This window comes from Micromonospora sp. WMMD710, assembly GCF_029626045.1.
GTDB lineage: Bacteria > Actinomycetota > Actinomycetes > Mycobacteriales > Micromonosporaceae > Micromonospora.
In genome coordinates this window covers 3630971-3647259 of the sequence record NZ_JARUBD010000001.1, presented here as the reverse complement: position 1 = coordinate 3647259, position 16289 = coordinate 3630971, and the positions used below count along the sequence as shown (strand labels likewise).

At 72.0% G+C, this 16289-nt stretch carries 14 protein-coding genes; 12 read left to right on the top strand and 2 right to left on the bottom strand.

All coding sequences use genetic code 11. The annotated features are described in order from the left end of the window. Positions 1–70: 70 nt before the first annotated feature. The 7 genes from O7620_RS16705 to ispG all read left to right on the top strand — a co-directional run bounded on the left by O7620_RS16705 (position 71) and on the right by ispG (position 5922). A complete protein-coding gene (locus O7620_RS16705) occupies positions 71–952 on the top strand; it encodes a helix-turn-helix transcriptional regulator (protein WP_278123728.1) in 882 nt (293 codons plus the stop codon). Then, a complete protein-coding gene (locus tag O7620_RS16700) occupies positions 942–1139 on the top strand; it encodes a DUF397 domain-containing protein (protein ID WP_151488184.1) in 198 nt (65 codons plus the stop codon). Before O7620_RS16705 ends, O7620_RS16700 begins: the two co-directional genes overlap by 11 nt. A 12-nt stretch (positions 1140–1151) precedes the next feature. Next, a complete protein-coding gene (locus tag O7620_RS16695; protein ID WP_278123727.1) occupies positions 1152–1367 on the top strand; it encodes a hypothetical protein in 216 nt (71 codons plus the stop codon). 106 nt (positions 1368–1473) lie between these two features. Beyond that, a complete protein-coding gene (locus O7620_RS16690) occupies positions 1474–2133 on the top strand; it encodes a Uma2 family endonuclease (RefSeq protein ID WP_278123726.1) in 660 nt (219 codons plus the stop codon). A gap of 146 nt (positions 2134–2279) precedes the next feature. Then, entirely contained in the window at positions 2280–3491 is a 1212-nt protein-coding gene (gene dxr, locus O7620_RS16685) for a 1-deoxy-D-xylulose-5-phosphate reductoisomerase (RefSeq protein ID WP_151488181.1), read from the top strand. Continuing rightward, positions 3491–4741 carry a site-2 protease family protein gene (locus O7620_RS16680; protein ID WP_278123725.1) on the top strand — a complete coding sequence of 417 codons (1251 nt, stop codon included), beginning with the start codon at positions 3491–3493 and terminating at the stop codon, positions 4739–4741. The genes dxr and O7620_RS16680 overlap by 1 nt, the downstream gene beginning before the upstream one ends. An 8-nt stretch (positions 4742–4749) precedes the next feature. Further along, complete coding sequence (gene ispG / locus O7620_RS16675) at positions 4750–5922, top strand: flavodoxin-dependent (E)-4-hydroxy-3-methylbut-2-enyl-diphosphate synthase (protein ID WP_278123724.1); 1173 nt, start codon at positions 4750–4752, stop codon at positions 5920–5922. A gap of 83 nt (positions 5923–6005) precedes the next feature. Here the strand turns inward: ispG and O7620_RS16670 are convergent, their stop codons facing one another. Further along, on the bottom strand, positions 6006–6599 hold the full coding sequence (locus O7620_RS16670; protein ID WP_278123723.1) for a PadR family transcriptional regulator: 594 nt from the start codon (positions 6597–6599) through the stop codon (positions 6006–6008). Between the two features lie 146 nt (positions 6600–6745). Here O7620_RS16670 and O7620_RS16665 point away from each other — a divergent pair, with 146 nt between their 5' ends. Continuing rightward, positions 6746–7585: a DUF4081 domain-containing GNAT family N-acetyltransferase gene (locus O7620_RS16665; RefSeq protein ID WP_278123722.1), complete on the top strand. Its 840-nt coding sequence runs from the start codon at positions 6746–6748 to the stop codon at positions 7583–7585. A gap of 129 nt (positions 7586–7714) precedes the next feature. Here the strand turns inward: O7620_RS16665 and O7620_RS16660 are convergent, their stop codons facing one another. Then, complete coding sequence (locus O7620_RS16660; protein WP_278123721.1) at positions 7715–8281, bottom strand: hypothetical protein; 567 nt, start codon at positions 8279–8281, stop codon at positions 7715–7717. Positions 8282–8884: 603 nt separating this feature from the next. Here O7620_RS16660 and O7620_RS16655 point away from each other — a divergent pair. From O7620_RS16655 to O7620_RS16640, 4 genes are all read left to right on the top strand, one after another. Continuing rightward, positions 8885–9790: an ATP-binding cassette domain-containing protein gene (locus O7620_RS16655; protein WP_278127036.1), complete on the top strand. Its 906-nt coding sequence runs from the start codon at positions 8885–8887 to the stop codon at positions 9788–9790. Further along, positions 9787–12021 (top strand): YhgE/Pip domain-containing protein, encoded by a 2235-nt coding sequence (locus O7620_RS16650; protein WP_278123720.1) that lies wholly within the window; start codon positions 9787–9789, stop codon positions 12019–12021. Before O7620_RS16655 ends, O7620_RS16650 begins: the two co-directional genes overlap by 4 nt. A 10-nt stretch (positions 12022–12031) precedes the next feature. Beyond that, complete coding sequence (locus O7620_RS16645) at positions 12032–12625, top strand: TetR/AcrR family transcriptional regulator (protein ID WP_278123719.1); 594 nt, start codon at positions 12032–12034, stop codon at positions 12623–12625. Positions 12626–12720: 95 nt separating this feature from the next. Next, entirely contained in the window at positions 12721–16272 is a 3552-nt protein-coding gene (locus O7620_RS16640) for an ABC transporter ATP-binding protein (protein ID WP_278123718.1), read from the top strand. Positions 16273–16289 lie beyond the last annotated feature (17 nt).

The window sequence follows — 16289 nt, the reverse complement described above, 5'->3', positions numbered from 1 at the left end:
CGCAATCTTTCGGAGCAGAATGCGGACCAAGGGACGAGGTGCCTAACGCGACGACAGTCAGGGAGATGACGTGGACGACTCCGGCAGCACAGTTCCACGGAGGCAGCTCGGCAGATACCTGAGAGAGCTTCGCGAAAACGCGTATGTGACAGTCACCGCGGCGGCCAAGGAATTGGAGTGGTCGGCACCCCGGATCTGGCGGTACGAGACCGGGCAGGTCTCCATGCACCCGAACGATGTGGCGGCCATGTGCCGCGTCTACGGCGCGTCCCCGGAGACGATCGAGACGATGCGGGCGCTGGCCCGGGAGACCAAGGCGCACGGCTGGTGGCACAGCTACGGCGAGGCGATCAAGGACTGGTTCAAGCTGTACGTCGGCCTGGAAGCCGCCGCCACGAGGATTCGGAAGTACGAAGCCGATCTCATCCCGGGCTTGTTGCAGACGGTCGAGTACATGACCGAGCTGATCGCCACCGACCAGCCGCAGTTGGGCGAGTCGGAGCGTCAGGCGAAGGTCGACGTGCGGCTTCGCCGCCAGCGCCTGCTGGCTCGGGCGGTGCCCCGGGCTCCACGCCTCGACGTCATCCTGAGCGAGGCGGTGCTGCGCCGCCCACTGCGCGATCGTGCGGCGATGGCCCGGCAACTGGAGTCGCTTGTGGTGTCGTCGCGGCAGCACAACATCGGCATCCGGGTGCTGCCGTTCGATGCGGGGCTGGTCCGCTGGGCACAGTCCGGCACCTTCACGATGCTCGACTTCCCGTCCGACGTGCGCGAGCCGGAGCCGACGACGATCTACATGGACGGGCCGTGCGGCGCGGTCTACCTTGACAAGACCCACGAGATCGAGATCTACGAAGACGCGTGGCGCTCCCTCGGCGAGCGGGCGCTCAGCGCCGACGAGTCCCGCGAGTCGATCGCGGCCATGGCGAAGGAGATGACCGATGGTGCGTGACGGAGTCTGGCGTACGTCGACCCGGTCCGGCAGTGAGGGCGATTGCGTCGAGGTGGCGGGGTTCGCCGAGACGGTCGGCGTACGCGACAGCAAGGACCGGCAGGGGCCGGCGCTGACCTTCACCGAGTCGGCCTGGTCCGACTTCGTCGTGGCGACCCGTGCAAGGCAGTTCACCACCCGCCGCTAGCGGGATCCCGAAGTGGCGGTCATCCGGGGGTTTCCCACCTCGGCGGTGCGCGGCGAATGGCAGGAGCAGTTCGGGCCCATGCTGGACGCATCCGGCGCGCTGCAGGAGTACCTCCCGCTGGCGTTTCCCGGTTGGACCGTCCCGGACGTGTGGGCCGCAACCCTTGCCTCCAATTACGGCGACGGGGTCGTGCCACCCCGGCTCGTCGATCAGGATCAGTGCGGTTGACCGTGAGTCACTTGGGTTGTCGGACTGGGTGTGCGATGACGCGTTCTGAGGGCTGCGGTGGCTAGGCTGAGCTGAGCAGAATGTCCCGCTGAGGGGGTGAGCCCGGATGGCCCAGGCAGCGTTCGCACCGGAGCCGGCGCCGCAGCACACCGAGCCGTCGTTCGACGTGCTGCGGTGGCACGACGAGCCGTGGACCGCGCAGCTCGCCCTCGACCTGTTGCCGGAGACCAACGGCCCCAAGGTTGAGGTCCTGAGCGGAAGCGTGATCGTGACACCACACGCGGGAATCGATCATCAGTCGGTCGAGCGGGAGCTGCCATATGTGCTGCACCGTGCTGCGCGGAAGGCCGGATTCTGGGTCTATCCGGAGATCAACGTCCTCTCCGGGGATGATCTCTTCATTCCGGGCATCGCTGTGCTGCGCACATCAGGTGGTGGCCGTACGACGGTTCCCATCGCCGAGGCGGTGCTGCTGGGGGAGATCGTGTCCCCCGGAAATCGACGCAAGGACGTGATCGATCGACCCCGGGAGTACGCCGCCGCCGGTGTGCCGTTCTTCCTGCGGGTGGACCTGCGCAACCGGGTGCCGACCATCACTCTGTTCGAGTTGGTCGACGGGGAGTACCGGCCGTTGGCCGCCGCTGCGGCAGGAAGCATCTTCGCGATGCGGGAGCCGTTCGAGTTCGCCATCGACCCGGCAGAACTACTGGACGAGGAGGGGCCGACGGATGTAGCCGCGACCGACTCGGCCGGTGGCACTTCTTGATCGACACGGTGTCGGCGATGTGGGGGTGTCCGAGAGCTGGGGATACCCCGACATCGGCGATCTGGAGTTGATCAGCGCCGCGAGCGCGGAGGGCGACGGCTGAGGCTCCCAGCGGGCGTTCAGCGGCGGTGGGGAAGAATGGCCTCGTGACTTCCCCCCGCGACCTCGTCCTGCTCGGTTCCACCGGTTCGATCGGCACGCAGGCCGTCGACATCGTCCGGCGTAACCCGGACCGGTTCCGGGTGGTCGCCGTGGGTGCGGGCGGCGGCAACGTCGAGCTGCTCGCCGCGCAGGCCCTGGAGTTGGGCGTCGAGGTGGTCGGGGTGGCCAAGGCGTCCGCCGCGCAGGACCTCCAGCTCGCGTTCTACGCCGAGGCGAGCAGGCGTGGGTGGGCCACCGGTGACTTCAAGCTTCCCAAGATCGTGGCCGGCCCGGACGCGATGACCGAGTTGGCGCAGTGGCCGTGCGACGTCGTGCTCAACGGGGTGGTGGGCTCGCTGGGCCTCGCTCCTACGCTGGCCGCACTGCGCGGTGGTCGTACCCTCGCCCTGGCCAACAAGGAGTCGCTCGTCGCCGGCGGCCCGCTGGTGAAGGCCGCGGTGACGCGGCCGGGGCAGATCGTGCCGGTCGACTCGGAGCATTCGGCGCTGGCCCAGTGCCTGCGGTCCGGGACGCGCGGTGAGGTGCGACGGTTGGTCGTCACGGCCAGCGGCGGGCCGTTCCGGGGTCGGCGGCGCGACGAGTTGACGCAGGTCACACCCGAGCAGGCGCTCGCGCACCCGACGTGGAACATGGGACCGGTCGTCACGATCAACTCCGCGACCATGGTCAACAAGGCGCTGGAGGTGATCGAGGCGCACGAGTTGTTCGACGTGCCCTACGCCGACATCACCGTGATGGTGCACCCCCAGTCGGTGATCCACTCGATGGTCGAGTTCGTCGACGGGTCGACGATCGCCCAGGCCAGCCCACCGGACATGCGGCTGCCCATCGCGCTGGGCATCGGCTGGCCGGACCGGGTGCCCGACGCCGCCTCCGCCGTTGACTGGACGGCCGCGCACACCTGGGAGTTCGCGCCGCTGGACGACGCCGCGTTCCCGGCCGTGGCGCTGGCCAAGGCCGCCGGGGAGGCCGGGCGGTGCCGCCCGGCGATCTACAACGCGGCGAACGAGGAGTGCGTGGCGGCCTTCGTGGCCGGTCGACTGCCGTTCCTGGGGATCGTCGACACCCTCGAGCGGGTGTTGGAGGACGCTCCGGACTTCGCCGAACCAGGTACCGTCGAGGACGTGCTCGCGGCCGAGTCGTGGGCGCGCGCGCACGCCCAGGAGATCATCGCGGGTTCGGTGGAAGGAGCTTGATGGCTAACCTGCTCGGGGTGGCGCTCTTCGCCCTGGCCATTCTCGTCTCGGTGAGCCTGCACGAGGCCGGTCACATGGTGACCGCCAAGGCATTCGGGATGAAGGTCACCAAGTACTTCGTCGGCTTCGGTCCGACCCTCTGGTCGTTCAAGCGGGGCGAGACGGAGTACGGCATCAAGGGCATTCCGCTCGGCGGCTTCTGCAAGATCGTCGGGATGACCGCGCAGGACGACGACGTCGACCCGGCCGACGAGCCGCGCGCGATGTGGCGCTACCCGGTCTGGAAGCGGACGATCGTCATGTCCGCGGGCTCGATCACCCACTTCGCGCTGGCCCTGGTCGCCATCTGGATCGCCGCCGTCACCCTCGGCCTGCCCAACCAGAACTTCCCCACCACCGACGCGGAGATCCGCCAGGAGCCGGCGGTGATCGCGCTGTCCGACTGCGTGATCCCCGACAGCGCACCCCGGGCCTGCGCCCCCGGCGACGCCGCCAGCCCCGCCGCCCAGGCGCACCTGCGCGACGGCGACCGGATCACCTCCGTCAACGGCACGCCGATCAACAACTACGGCGAGCTGCTCGTCGCCCTGCGCGCGCTCAAGCCGGGCGACACCGCGAAGCTCGACTACGTCCGCGATGGGCAGCCGGGTACGACCAGCACGGTCCTCGCGCAGACCCAGCGGCCGCCGCTCGACGACCCGAAGGGCACCGTCGCCCCCGTCGCCGCGCTCGGCGTCGGCCTCGTGCCCAGCACCCCGACCCGCGTGACGTACGGGCCGGTCGCCGCGTTCGGCGCCACCGGCGACTTCACCAAGGAGTTGGCCGTCGGCACCGTCCAGGCGTTGCAGCGGCTGCCGCAGAAGGTGCCCGCCCTGTGGACCGCCATCACCGGCGGCGAACGTGACGTGGACACCCCGATCAGCGTCGTCGGCGCCAGCCGGCTCGGTGGCGAGGCGTTCGCCAACAAGGCGTGGCTGCTGTTCGTGACCCTGTTCATCTCGCTGAACTTCTTCATCGGCGTGTTCAACCTGCTGCCGCTGCTCCCGCTCGACGGCGGCCACATCGCCATCGCCTGGTTCGAACGGGCGCGCTCCTGGCTGTACGCGAAGATCGGCCGCGCCGACCCCGGGCGCGTCGACTACCTCAAACTGATGCCCTTCACGTACGTGGTGATCCTGATCGGTGGCGTGTTCACGTTGCTGACCATCACCGCGGACGTCGTCAACCCGATCACGCTCTTCCCAAGGTGAGTGCTGAAGTGACCGCAATCAGTCTCGGTATGCCGGCCGTACCGCCCCCGCCGCTCGCTCCCCGCCGCGCCAGCCGCCAGATCATGGTCGGCTCGGTGCCGGTCGGTGGCGGTGCGCCGGTGTCCGTGCAGTCGATGACCACCACCCTCACCTCCGACGTCAACGCCACGCTCCAGCAGATCGCCGAACTGACCGCGTCCGGCTGCCAGATCGTCCGGGTGGCGGTGCCGTCCCAGGACGACGTCGAGGCCCTGCCGGCGATCGCCAAGAAGTCGCAGATCCCGGTCATCGCCGACATCCACTTCCAGCCCAAGTACGTCTTCGCCGCCATCGACGCCGGCTGCGCGGCCGTCCGGGTCAACCCGGGCAACATCCGCCAGTTCGACGACAAGGTCAAGGAGATCGCTCGTGCCGCCGGGGCGGCGGGGGTGCCGATCCGCATCGGCGTCAACGCCGGCTCCCTGGACAAGCGGCTGCTGTCCAAGTACGGCAAGGCGACCGCCGAGGCGCTCGTCGAGTCGGCGCTGTGGGAGTGCTCGCTGTTCGAGGAGCACGGCTTCCGCGACATCAAGATCTCGGTCAAGCACAACGACCCCGTCGTGATGATCCGCGCGTACCGGCAGCTCGCCGAACAGTGCGACTACCCGCTGCACCTGGGCGTCACCGAGGCCGGCCCGGCCTTCCAGGGCACCATCAAGTCGGCGGTCGCCTTCGGCGCCCTGCTCGCCGAGGGCATCGGCGACACCATCCGGGTGTCGCTGTCCGCCCCGCCGGTCGAGGAGATCAAGGTCGGCAACCAGATCCTGGAGTCGCTGGGTCTGCGCGAGCGCGGCCTGGAGATCGTCTCCTGCCCGTCCTGCGGGCGCGCCCAGGTGGACGTGTACAAGCTCGCCGAGGAGGTCACCGCCGGCCTGGAAGGGCTGCCGGTGCCGCTGCGGGTCGCCGTCATGGGCTGCGTCGTCAACGGTCCGGGTGAGGCCCGCGAGGCCGACCTCGGCGTCGCCTCGGGCAACGGCAAGGGCCAGATCTTCGTCAAGGGGCAGGTCGTCAAGACGGTGCCCGAGGCGCAGATCGTGGAGACGCTGATCGAGGAGGCGCTGCGGATCGCCGACGAGATGGGCGCCGAGCTTCCCGAGGAGCTGCGCGGGCTGGTCACCGGCCCGACGGTCACCGTGCACTGATTTTCCTTGTGGAAAAGCGGCCGTTCCCCGCACGGGGAGCGGCCGCTTTTCTGTGCGCTGTGCTCGTGTGGCGCTGGCGCGCGTCACTCGGATTCGGCGAGGATCGCATACAGCTTGCGGCGGGTTTCGTCGAGCACCTGGGCGGCCCGCTCACGCTGGTCGTCGGTGCCGTTCATCATCACCTGCCGCAGGGCGTTCATCGCCTGCGCGCCGGAGTCGCGGATGTCGTGCCAGCTGCTCACCGTGCCCTGGGCGACGTCCGCCCACGCCGGGGTCTGCGCGGCCTCGGTGGCCTCCGCCTGACCCGCCTCGGTGAGCGTGAACCGCTTCCGGCCGCCACCGGACTCCTCCGTGCTGGCGACGATCACGCCCTCGTCCTCCAGCAACTGGAGGGTGGGATAGATCGAGCCGGGGCTGGGTCGCCACGCACCGCCGGTGCGGGAGTCGATCTCCTGGATCATCTCGTAGCCGTGCATCGGCCGCTCGGTGAGCAGAGCCAGCACGGCCGCCCGGACGTTGGGGCGTCGCCCCCGGCCCCGACCCCGTCCACGACCGCCCCAGGGGCCGCCGTGTCCGTGCTCGTGACCGTGTCCGTGTGGGCCGGGCGGGACCGGCGGGAAACCGAATCCGCGCATCCGGGCCTCGTGCAACGCGTGGTGCTGTCGATGGAACCTCATCGGGTTCTCCCTCTCGTCGTACTGTCGCTGATGCATCAACGATATATCGGCAATGCATCGCCGACAAGCCCCTGGTTGCAGCCGTCTGAGGCCGGGCTCGCCACTCGGCCGGCGAGGTGGAGGGTGGATCTGGCAGGCTGGTAGTCGTGCTGACGGTGCCGGTACGGCAACTGGGGGAATCGGAGCGCCGCGCGGTCGAGCGCCTGCTCGATCGTGACCCGTTCGCGGGCGCGCAGGTCGCCGAGCGCATCGCCGCGCGCGGGCTGTCCTGGTGGCGGGCCGAAGGGCGGATCCTGGGGTACGGCACCCGGCGCAACCTCGAATCGCTGTGCTGGCTCGGCGGCAACCTGACGCCGGTGCTCGCCACCGACGCCGCCGTGTCCGCCTTCGCCGATCTGCTCGCCGGGGAGGAGCGGCTCTGTTCCTCCATCGTCGGCCGCGCGGACGCCGTCCTCGGCCTCTGGGACCGGCTCTCCGGCACGTGGGGCCCGGCCCGCGACGTCCGCCCCAACCAGCCGCTCCTGGCCACCGACACCCTGCCGGCCGTACCGGCCGATCCAGAGGTGCGCCGCGTCCGCTCCGGCGAGGTCGACCGACTGTTTCCGGCAGCCGTCGCCATGTACACCGAGGAGGTCGGCGTCTCCCCGCTGGCCGAGGACGCCGGTCGTAGCTACCGCCGACGAGTCAACGACCTGGTCCGCGCCGGCCGCGCGTACGCCCGGTTCGTCGACGGCAAGGTCGTGTTCAAGGCCGAGTTGGCCGTCGTGACCAAACGGACCGCCCAGGTCCAGGGCGTGTGGGTCGCGCCGGAGTGGCGGGGTCGCGGCATCGCCGCCGGCGCCATGGCCGCAGTGGTACGCGACGCGCTGCTCCGGGTCGCCCCCACGGTCAGCCTGTACGTCAACGACTTCAACCTTCCGGCCCGCCGGGTGTACGAGCGCTGCGGCTTCCACCCGGTCGGCACCCTCGCCACCGTCCTCTTCTGAGCGTGGGCTTCTGCCCACGGCGTTCCTTGTGATCGCAGGCAACGGCCCTCGCGCCCCGGCTCGTGCCGGTGGTCGCGGTCTGGGTACGGCGAAGGCCGGCACCCTGTGCGGGTGCCGGCCTTCGGTGTGTCAGCTGTTCCAGTGCTGGCCGACCAGGTCGGTGGCCTGCTGTTCCCACTGGGCGTAGGCGTCCGGGTAGGCCGACACCTGCACGGTCTGCGCGGCGTCGGTCAGCGCCATGTCCTGCCAACCGTCGACCTGCGTGAGGCCCTTGAGGAACGCCGTCGTGGAGTAGGCCGGATCGGTGATCTGCTCCGGCGTGCCCCAACCGGAGCTCGGGCGCTGCTGGAACAGGCCCAACGAGTCGTGGTCGTTGGCGTCACCCAGGTGACCCAGGTTCTCCAACTTCGACTCCTGCAAACTCGTCGCGATCGAGATCACCGCGGCGCGTTCGGGCAGGCCGGCCTTCTTCGTCGCGGCGATGATCGCCTTCACGTTCGCGGTCTGCTCACCGTTGAGGGTGATGTGCGACTGCTCGCCCTGCGGCTTCGGCGCACCCGTCTGCACCGCCACCGCGACGGGCTTGACGTCCACGGCCGGGGTAGCGGCGTGGGCGGCGATCGGACCGGCGAACACGCCACCGGCGAACGCGAGACCCGCAACGGACAGCACACTCTTACGGAAGATCGTGGTCATGGGGGTAGCTCCTTCGGGGGTAGAAACACCCACACCGCCAAAGGGGGAAAACGGCGGGCAGGGTGTGAGCACCTCGTCCGGCGCTGCACAAACACACGGGAGAAAAGTCTGGGGGCCTACGAGCCCGGGGGCTCGCGGCGCCGGTGTCGGCGGCCTACCAAGCGCGGGGGCTCGGGGCGCCGGGACCGGATGTAACGACCGGCTGCCGGGGGTCATTCCCCGGGGCCGCCCGGTCGGGCTGGCGGCGGTGGTCCTGCGATCGTCAGGGTGTGTAACGACCCCCGGCCGGCCACGATTCCGCCGCCGGGGTGCATCCGGTCACAGCGCAGAAGGCCCCGAGACGGACATGGCCCCCATCCGGCACGGCAGGCGCGGTCGGGCCCCAGCCGACAAACCCCCACGGCCGGACAAACCACCGACCCCACGCGACCGGCCACGGCCCACGCGGGCCGTGCGGGCGGTGATCCACTCGGGTTCCGTGAAAGCGGGGCGTCCGGGGCTGGTTGATGCCCCGGTATGGCGATCTTTTGGTGATCACGCCTGTCGCACCTATGCTGGGTCATGTTTTTAGACTGACTAGTCAGTACAGTGACCGGAGTGATCATGGTGGTCGTGGAGGCAAGAGGTCTTGGCCTGCGTACCTCTCGGGGGTGGGTCTTTCGGGGTGTCGACCTCGCGGTGAACGCGGGTGAGCTGCACACGATCGTCGGCGTGCCCGGTAGCGGACGGACGTCTCTGCTCCTCGCCCTGGCGGACCGCTTCCCCACCAGCGAAGGACGGGTGGAGCGTCACGCGGTGGCGGCGCTCGGCCAGGTGGCCGGGGTGCACGAACCCGATCCGGAGCTGACGGTCGCCGAGCACGTCGCCGAACGGCTGCTCCTGCTCGGCCGGCGAGCTGACCGCAGCGGGCCGAGCGCGCTTCGTCCGGTCACCACAAGCGCGTCTGCGGGCGCCGGCCTCCCCGACGCTGCCGGAAGCGAGCCAGAGCAGGGCTCGTCGTCCGGCGAGGTGGCCGCTCGACCGGCGGGCCGGCGAGGGTTGCCGCGGCAGGGCTGGCGGGCGGGCCGGCAGGGCGCGCTCGCGGCCGTGATCGAGGACGCGGGACTGGGTACGGACGTCCCGCTCGACCCGGCCAGCCGAGCTCGGGACCTGACGCCGGTGCAGCGCCAGATACTCGGGCTGGTGCTCGCTACCCTGAGTGGGCCGGGGCTGATCCTCGCCGACGACGTCGACGCGGGCACGGACGGTGCGGACCGCGCGCTGCTCCGGGCCATTCTCGGCCGGCTGACCGATCGGGGCATCGCGGTGGTGGTCACCGCCCGGGAGGCGGAGATGACCTCGCCGTCGATCGTGCACCGGCTGGGCCGAGCCCCAACCGCCGCCGCTCCGGCCGCCGCCGCTCCGGCCGCCTCCGAGCCCGGTGCCGACGACCCACCCCACGGATCGGACCCCGACGACGAGGTCGCCGCCGGGGCCGCTGCCAACCACCACGCCGAGGTGAACCGATGAGCGTTGTCCGACTGGCCTGGTTCGAGCTGCGCCGGATGACCAGGGGACGGCTGCCGCGCGCCGCGCTGGCCGTGCTGACCGTCGTGCCACTGCTCTACGGGGCGCTCTACCTGTACGCCTTCTGGGATCCGTACGGGAACCTCGACCGGATACCGGTCGCCCTGGTCAACGCCGACCGGCCGGCGACGGCCGGCGACGGGTCGGTGGTGCACGCCGGACAGGATCTGACCGACGAGTTGGTCGACCGGCGGGTGTTCGGGTGGCAGGTCACCGATGCCGGGAACGCGGCGGCGGGGTTGCGCAGCGGCCGGTACCACCTGGTGTTCTCCATTCCGGCGGACTTCTCCGCGACGCTTGCCGCGAGCCCCGAGCCCGGTCAGCCGGCCCGTCGGGGTGAGCTGAAGGTGGTCAACGACGACGCCACCAACTACCTGTCGGGCCTGCTCGCCCGATCCGCGTTCAGCGAGATCCGGGCCGCGGCCGCGGAGAGCACGGCGTCGGGTTACTTCGCCAGGATGCTCGTGGGTTTCACCGACGCGAAGACCGAGACCGGTCGCGCCGCCGACGGCGCGGGTCAGCTCGCCGACGGGTTGGGCACCTCCCAGGCGGGCGCGGGTCGGATCGCCGACGGGCTGGACGAGTCGGCGTCCGGTGCCGGGCAGGTCGCCGACGGGTTGGGCACCTCGGCCGCCGGTGCCGGCCGGCTCTCCGCCGGGCTGGACCAGAGCGCACGGGGCGCCGACGACCTGGCGGCCGGGCTGGACCAGCTGCGGACGGGCGCGGCGCAGCTCGCCGACGGCACGGCCCGGGCGGCCACCGCCACCCGCGCGGTGGCCAGCACGGTGGACGGTGCGGCCGCGAGGATCGAGCCGGTGCTGCGGGACAACGCCGAGCGGATCGAGGAGTCGGCGACGGCCATCGCCGACGGCGCGCAGTCCCTCGCCGACGGTCTGGACGCACTGCCGCAACGGGCGCAGGCCGCCCTGACCCAGGCGGAGAAGGTGCGCGACCGACTGGACGCCCTGGTCGCCGCTCATCCGGAGCTGGCCGACGATCCGAACGTCACGGCCGCGCGGACCGCCGCGGCGGCCACCGTCGAGGCGGCTCGGGCCGTCGTCGGCGGCCTCGACCAGGCCGACCTGACCGCGCTGCGCAGGCGGATGACCGCGGTGGCCGCCACGGCGCGGCAGATCGCGGACGCGGCGCCGCACCTGGCCGACGACGTGGCCGACGCGCGCGGCAAGGTCGACGAACTGGCCGCCGGGTTGGGCACCCTCGCCGACGGCAGCGCCGAGTTGCGTGACGGTCTCGGCGACGCGGCGACCGGCGCCGAGCAGCTGCGCGGCGGGCTGTTCCGGCTGGCCACCGGCGCCCGGGAGCTGGACGGCGGGCTCAACCAGCTCAGCACCGGCAGCGACCGGCTCGCCGACGGTCTGGTCCGACTGGAGAGCGGCGCCGGCGACCTGGCCTCCGGGCTGACCCGGCTGGGCGGCGGTGCCGGCGATCTCGCCGCCGGCCTGACCGCCGGGGAGAAGAAGATCCCGGGGTACGACGACGCCGACGCCCGCTCCGGCGTCCTCGGTGACCCGGTGTCGCTCGACCGGTCGGCGCGCCATCCGGCCGGCTCGTACGGGGTGGGCTTCGCGCCGTACTTCCTCGGTCTGGCGCTCTGGGTCGGCGCGATGATCACGTACATGTTGCTGCGACCGGTCAACCGGCGGCACGTGATGTCCGGCGCACCCGCCTGGCGGGTCGCGCTGGCGGGCTGGCTGCCCGCCGCAGCGGTGGGGCTGGCCCAGGCCGGGGTGCTGTTCGCGGTGGTGACGCTGGCACTCGGGCTGGACCCGGTGCGCCCCGCAGAGACGCTGGGCCTGCTGGCGCTCGTCGCGCTCGCCTTCACCGCGATCATGCAGTGGCTCGGCGCGCGGCTCGGCCCGGCGGGACGGCTCGCCGCGCTGGCCCTGCTGATGCTGCAGCTCACGTCCTCGGGCGGCACCTACCCGGTGCAGACGTCGCCCGGCTTCTTCCAGGCGATCCACCCGTGGCTGCCGATGAGCTACGTGGTGGCCGGGTTGCGGCACACCATCAACGGCGGCGCGGATGCTCCGGTGGTGCTGGCGGTGCTGGTGCTCGCCGGTTTCGCGGCGGCGGCGTTGGCCCTGACCACCGTGGCGGCCCGCCGCTCGCGCCGGCTCACCCCGGCGAAGCTGCACCCCGAGCTGACCATGTGAGGATGGGCCGGTGACGGACGGACGGTCGAGGCGGCGGGAGGACACGCGTCAGCGGCTCTTCGTCGCGGCGGTGGAACTCATCGCCGAGCAGGGTTTCTCCGCGACCACCGTAGACGACATCGCGGCCCGGGCGGGGGTCGCGAAGGGCACGGTCTACTACAACTTCGAGTCGAAGACGGTGCTCTTCGAGGAGTTGTTGCGGCACGGCATCGGACTGCTCACCGCCGAGTTCCGGGCGGCCGTCGCCGGGCAGCCGCCACGCGCCGCGCTGGCAGCGCTGGTCCGCGCCGAGCTGGAGTACATCCGCCGGTACCGGGCCTTCGCCCAGCTGCTGCTGTCGGAGATGTGGCGGACGAACCGGGAGTGGCAGCAGACGTTGCGGCTGCTGCGCGGCGAGGCGATCGAGGTGATCGCCGAGACCGTGCGGGCCGGCGTGGACAGTGGCGACCTGCCGGCCGACCTGGACGTGCCCACGGCCTCCTCGGCGCTGTTCGGGGTGGGTCTCGTGGTGGCCGTGGACTGGCTGGTGTTCCAACCGGACCGTCCCATCTCCGACGTGCAGGATGCGCTGCTCGGCATCGTGCGAAGGGTTGCGCAGACCTGACCGGAAGCCCTGCTCAGGGCGGGTAAATCGGTTGAGTCGACGGGGGTGTTGCCGGCACGCTGGGTGTTCCGCCACCCACGTCCGGAGGACCTCCGATGCGCCTGCTCCGTGATCTGTGGGGCACCTCGCCACGCCGCCTGACGGTCGTGGCCATCCTGATCGTCCTCGGCGCCGCGGGTCAGGCGGGCGCGTCGGCGCTGGCCGGCCCGGTGCTGCTGCACCGCTCGACCGGCTTCTTCACGGTGCTGGCGGTGGCGCTGGTCGCCGTGGTGCTCAGCGACCTCGCGGTCAGCCTGCTGATGGCCAGCCTGACGGCGGACTGGTCCGCCGACGTCCGACGGCGGCTGTGCCAGGTGGCTCTCGGGCAGGACCTGCCCACCCTGGAGACCACCCCGGTCGGCGAGATGCTGGACCGCATCGACGGCGACGTCTACCAGGTGGCCTCGTCGGTGCGCAACGAGGGCACCCGGCTGGCCCAGGGGCTCTGCGTGGGCCTGCTGTCGATGGTGGTCACGCTGGCGGTCTGGTGGCCGGCCGGGCTCGCCATGCTGGCGCTCACCGTGGCGCTCGCCGTCGGCCTGCGCCGGCCGACCGCGCGGATCGCCCCGGCCCGGATGGCCGAGGAGGAGGCGTGGTCGGACCTGGCCGCGGTGATGGAGGAGGCCGTCCACGGGCAGGACGACGTGCGGACCAGCCTGGCCCGGCCGTACGTCTTGCGGCTGTACGCCCGACGGGCCGCGGCCGTGCTCTCCCGCGGCCGGCGGGTGTGGGTGATGTCGGCCCGGGTGAACGCGACAGCCGCGGCGACGATCCGGGGCGGGATCGCCGCGGTGGTGCTCGGCGGAGCGTGGGCACTGGCCACCGGCCAGATCGACGCCGCCCGGCTGACCGCCGTCTGGCTGCTCGCCCTGGCCTTCGGCGCCACGGTCGAGCACCTGAGCCGGATGGTGCCGGAGTTGCAGTACGCGCTGGGCGCCTGGGCCCGGGTGCAACTGCTCCAGGATGCCCGGCAGGAGCCGGCGGGCGGGGTCAGTCCCACCGACGGTGACCTGCGCATTCGTGACCTGACCTTCGGTTACCAGGTCGGCGACTCCGAGGGCGCTCGGGGGCCGGCGCTGCGCGGGGTCAGCCTCACGTTCACCCGTGGTCGCTCGTACGCGTTGATCGGTCGGACCGGTTCCGGGAAGTCGACCCTGGCGAAGGTGCTCACCCGGGCCGTGGACGTGCCACCGGGGGCGGTCTTCCTCGGCGACACCGACCTGTGCGACCTCGACGTCGAGGAGTTGCGCCGGTGGGTGGCCGTGGTGCCGCAACGCACCGAGATCCTCGCCGGAACGCTGGCCGAGAACGTGGCGCTCTTCGACCCGGCGCTGCTCGACGCCGCCGCTCGTGCCCTCGACGAGCTGGGCCTGACCGGCTGGATCGCCGAGCTGCCCGACGGCCTGGGGACCCGGCTGGGCGAGGGCGGCCACGTCCTCTCGGCGGGGCAGGAGCAGCTCGTGGCGTTCGCCCGGATCCTGGTCCGCGACCCGCACGTGGTGATCCTCGACGAGGCCACGGCACGGCTCGACCCGGTCACCGAGGCGCGGGTGCAGCGGGCCACCGAGCGGCTGCTGCGCGACCGGATCGGCGTCGTCATCGCGCACCGGCTCTCCTCGGTGCGCCGCTGCGACGAGGTGGTGGTGTTGGCCGACGGCGCGGTGGTGGAGGCCGGCCCGCTGGAGGCGTCGACCCGCTTCGCCGAGCTGTTGGCGACCAGCCACGCCGCCGCGTACGTCGGTGCCGGGCCGGCGGGGCGCACCGCCACCGATCTGCTCCCCGCCCCCGGCGAGGCCTGGCCGGACCTGCCGCTGCCGGCCGACCCGGCACCGACGGGGCCATGGCCGGACCAGTCCGCCGAACGGCCGGACGGCGCGGGAGACCGTCCCGCCGCGCCGGCGCGGGCCGACCCGCCGCCGCTGCCGCCCGACCCCAGGGCCCGGACGCTGCGGGAGATCGTGCGGCTGTGCGGCAACGACCCCCGGTACGGGCTGGCGGCGGTCGCGATGTTCCTGCTGATCACCCTGCTCGGGCTGGACGGCCCGGTGCTGCCCTGGCTCTGGGCCGACCTGGTCGACGGCGTCGGCGGGCCGTACCTGCCGGCGCTGGGGATCGTCGCCGGGCTGCTGGTCACCCTGCCGGTGCCGTACTACACCCACATCTGGTTCCCCCAGTGGTGGGTGGGTCAGATGCTGCGGATCAGCCTGCGCCTGGTGCACGGGCAGACCGGGCCGCGTCGGGTCAGCCGACACACCCCGGCCGAGGTGGTGGCGCAGGGCGGTGACACCGAGCGGGTGGTCCAGCTCGCCGACAACGTGCTGGACCAGATGGTCGCCGTGGTCCTGGTGGTGGCCATGACGCTGGTCTCCGGCAGCTTCGTACCGGCGCTGTTCTTCGCCGGCACGATGGTGGTCTCCGGGCTGGCCGCGACGCTCTTCGGGCCAAAGCTGGAGCGCTCGGCGCGGGCCACCGTCGCGGCCCGGGCCGCCTTCGCCACGGCGCTGGTCTCGACGCTGTCGGCGGCACGGTCGGTGAAGCTGGCCGGGGCGACCGGGTCGGTGCTGCGTCACCTGGCCAACCTGGACGCGCTGCGCAGTGACCGGCAGCGCCGGGAGATCAGCGTGCAGGTGTGGTCCCGCTCCACCCCGTCGCTGGCCAGTGGCCTGTTGCCGATCGCGGCGTGGGCGCTCTATCTGGCCGGTGACCTCTCCGCCGGCGCGGTCCTGGTGGCTGTCGCCACCCTGTCGGCGGCCCGCTGGATCGCCTGGACCACCGCGTCGCTGATCTCCCAGCTGCCCTCGGCGCGCGTGTGGACCCGGCGGACGGTGGCGATGACCGGGGTGAGCGCGTACTCGGCGGCCGTGCCGGACGTGGACCTGGTCGCCGGGACGGCACCCGCGCCGACGTCGCCGCCCCGCCACCCGCTGCGCCGGCTGGAGCTGCGGGGCTTCGGGGTGGTGCACTCCGACGGCGTGCTGGCCGTGCGCGACGTCGACCTGACCGTGTCGCGCGGGCAGTTGGTGCTGGTCGTCGGGCCGGTCGGCTCCGGAAAGTCGTCCCTGCTGCGGGCGTTGGCCGGGATCGTGCACCACACCGGGGAGCTGTCGTGGAACGGTGACCCGGTCACCGAGCCCGAGCTGTTCCTGCGACCCAACCAGGTCGGCTACGTCGGTCAGTTGCCCCGGGTGCTCTCCGGCACGGTGGCCGACAACGTCACGCTCGGCCACCAGGTGGACGCCGCCGCGGCGATCTCCACCGCCCAGCTCGACCATGACCTGGCCGCCGCAGGCGGCGGGTTGGGTCTGCTCATCGGGCACAAGGGCACCCGGCTCTCCGGCGGTCAGCTTCAGCGGCTGGCGTTGGCACGGGCGTTGGCGCCGCGTACCGAACTGCTGGTCGCGGACGACGTGTCGTCGGCGCTGGACGTCACCACCGAGCTGGCGCTGTGGGAGGCGCTGCGCGAGCACGGGGTGACCGTCGTCGGCTCGACCGCGAAGCGGGCCGCGCTGGTCCGCGCCGACCACGTGGTGGTGCTGCTCGGCGGCACGGTGGCGGCCCAGGGGTCGTGGCGCGACCTGGAGGGCGACTGGTCGCACCTCGCCGGCTGACGTCGGTCGGGCGGCCG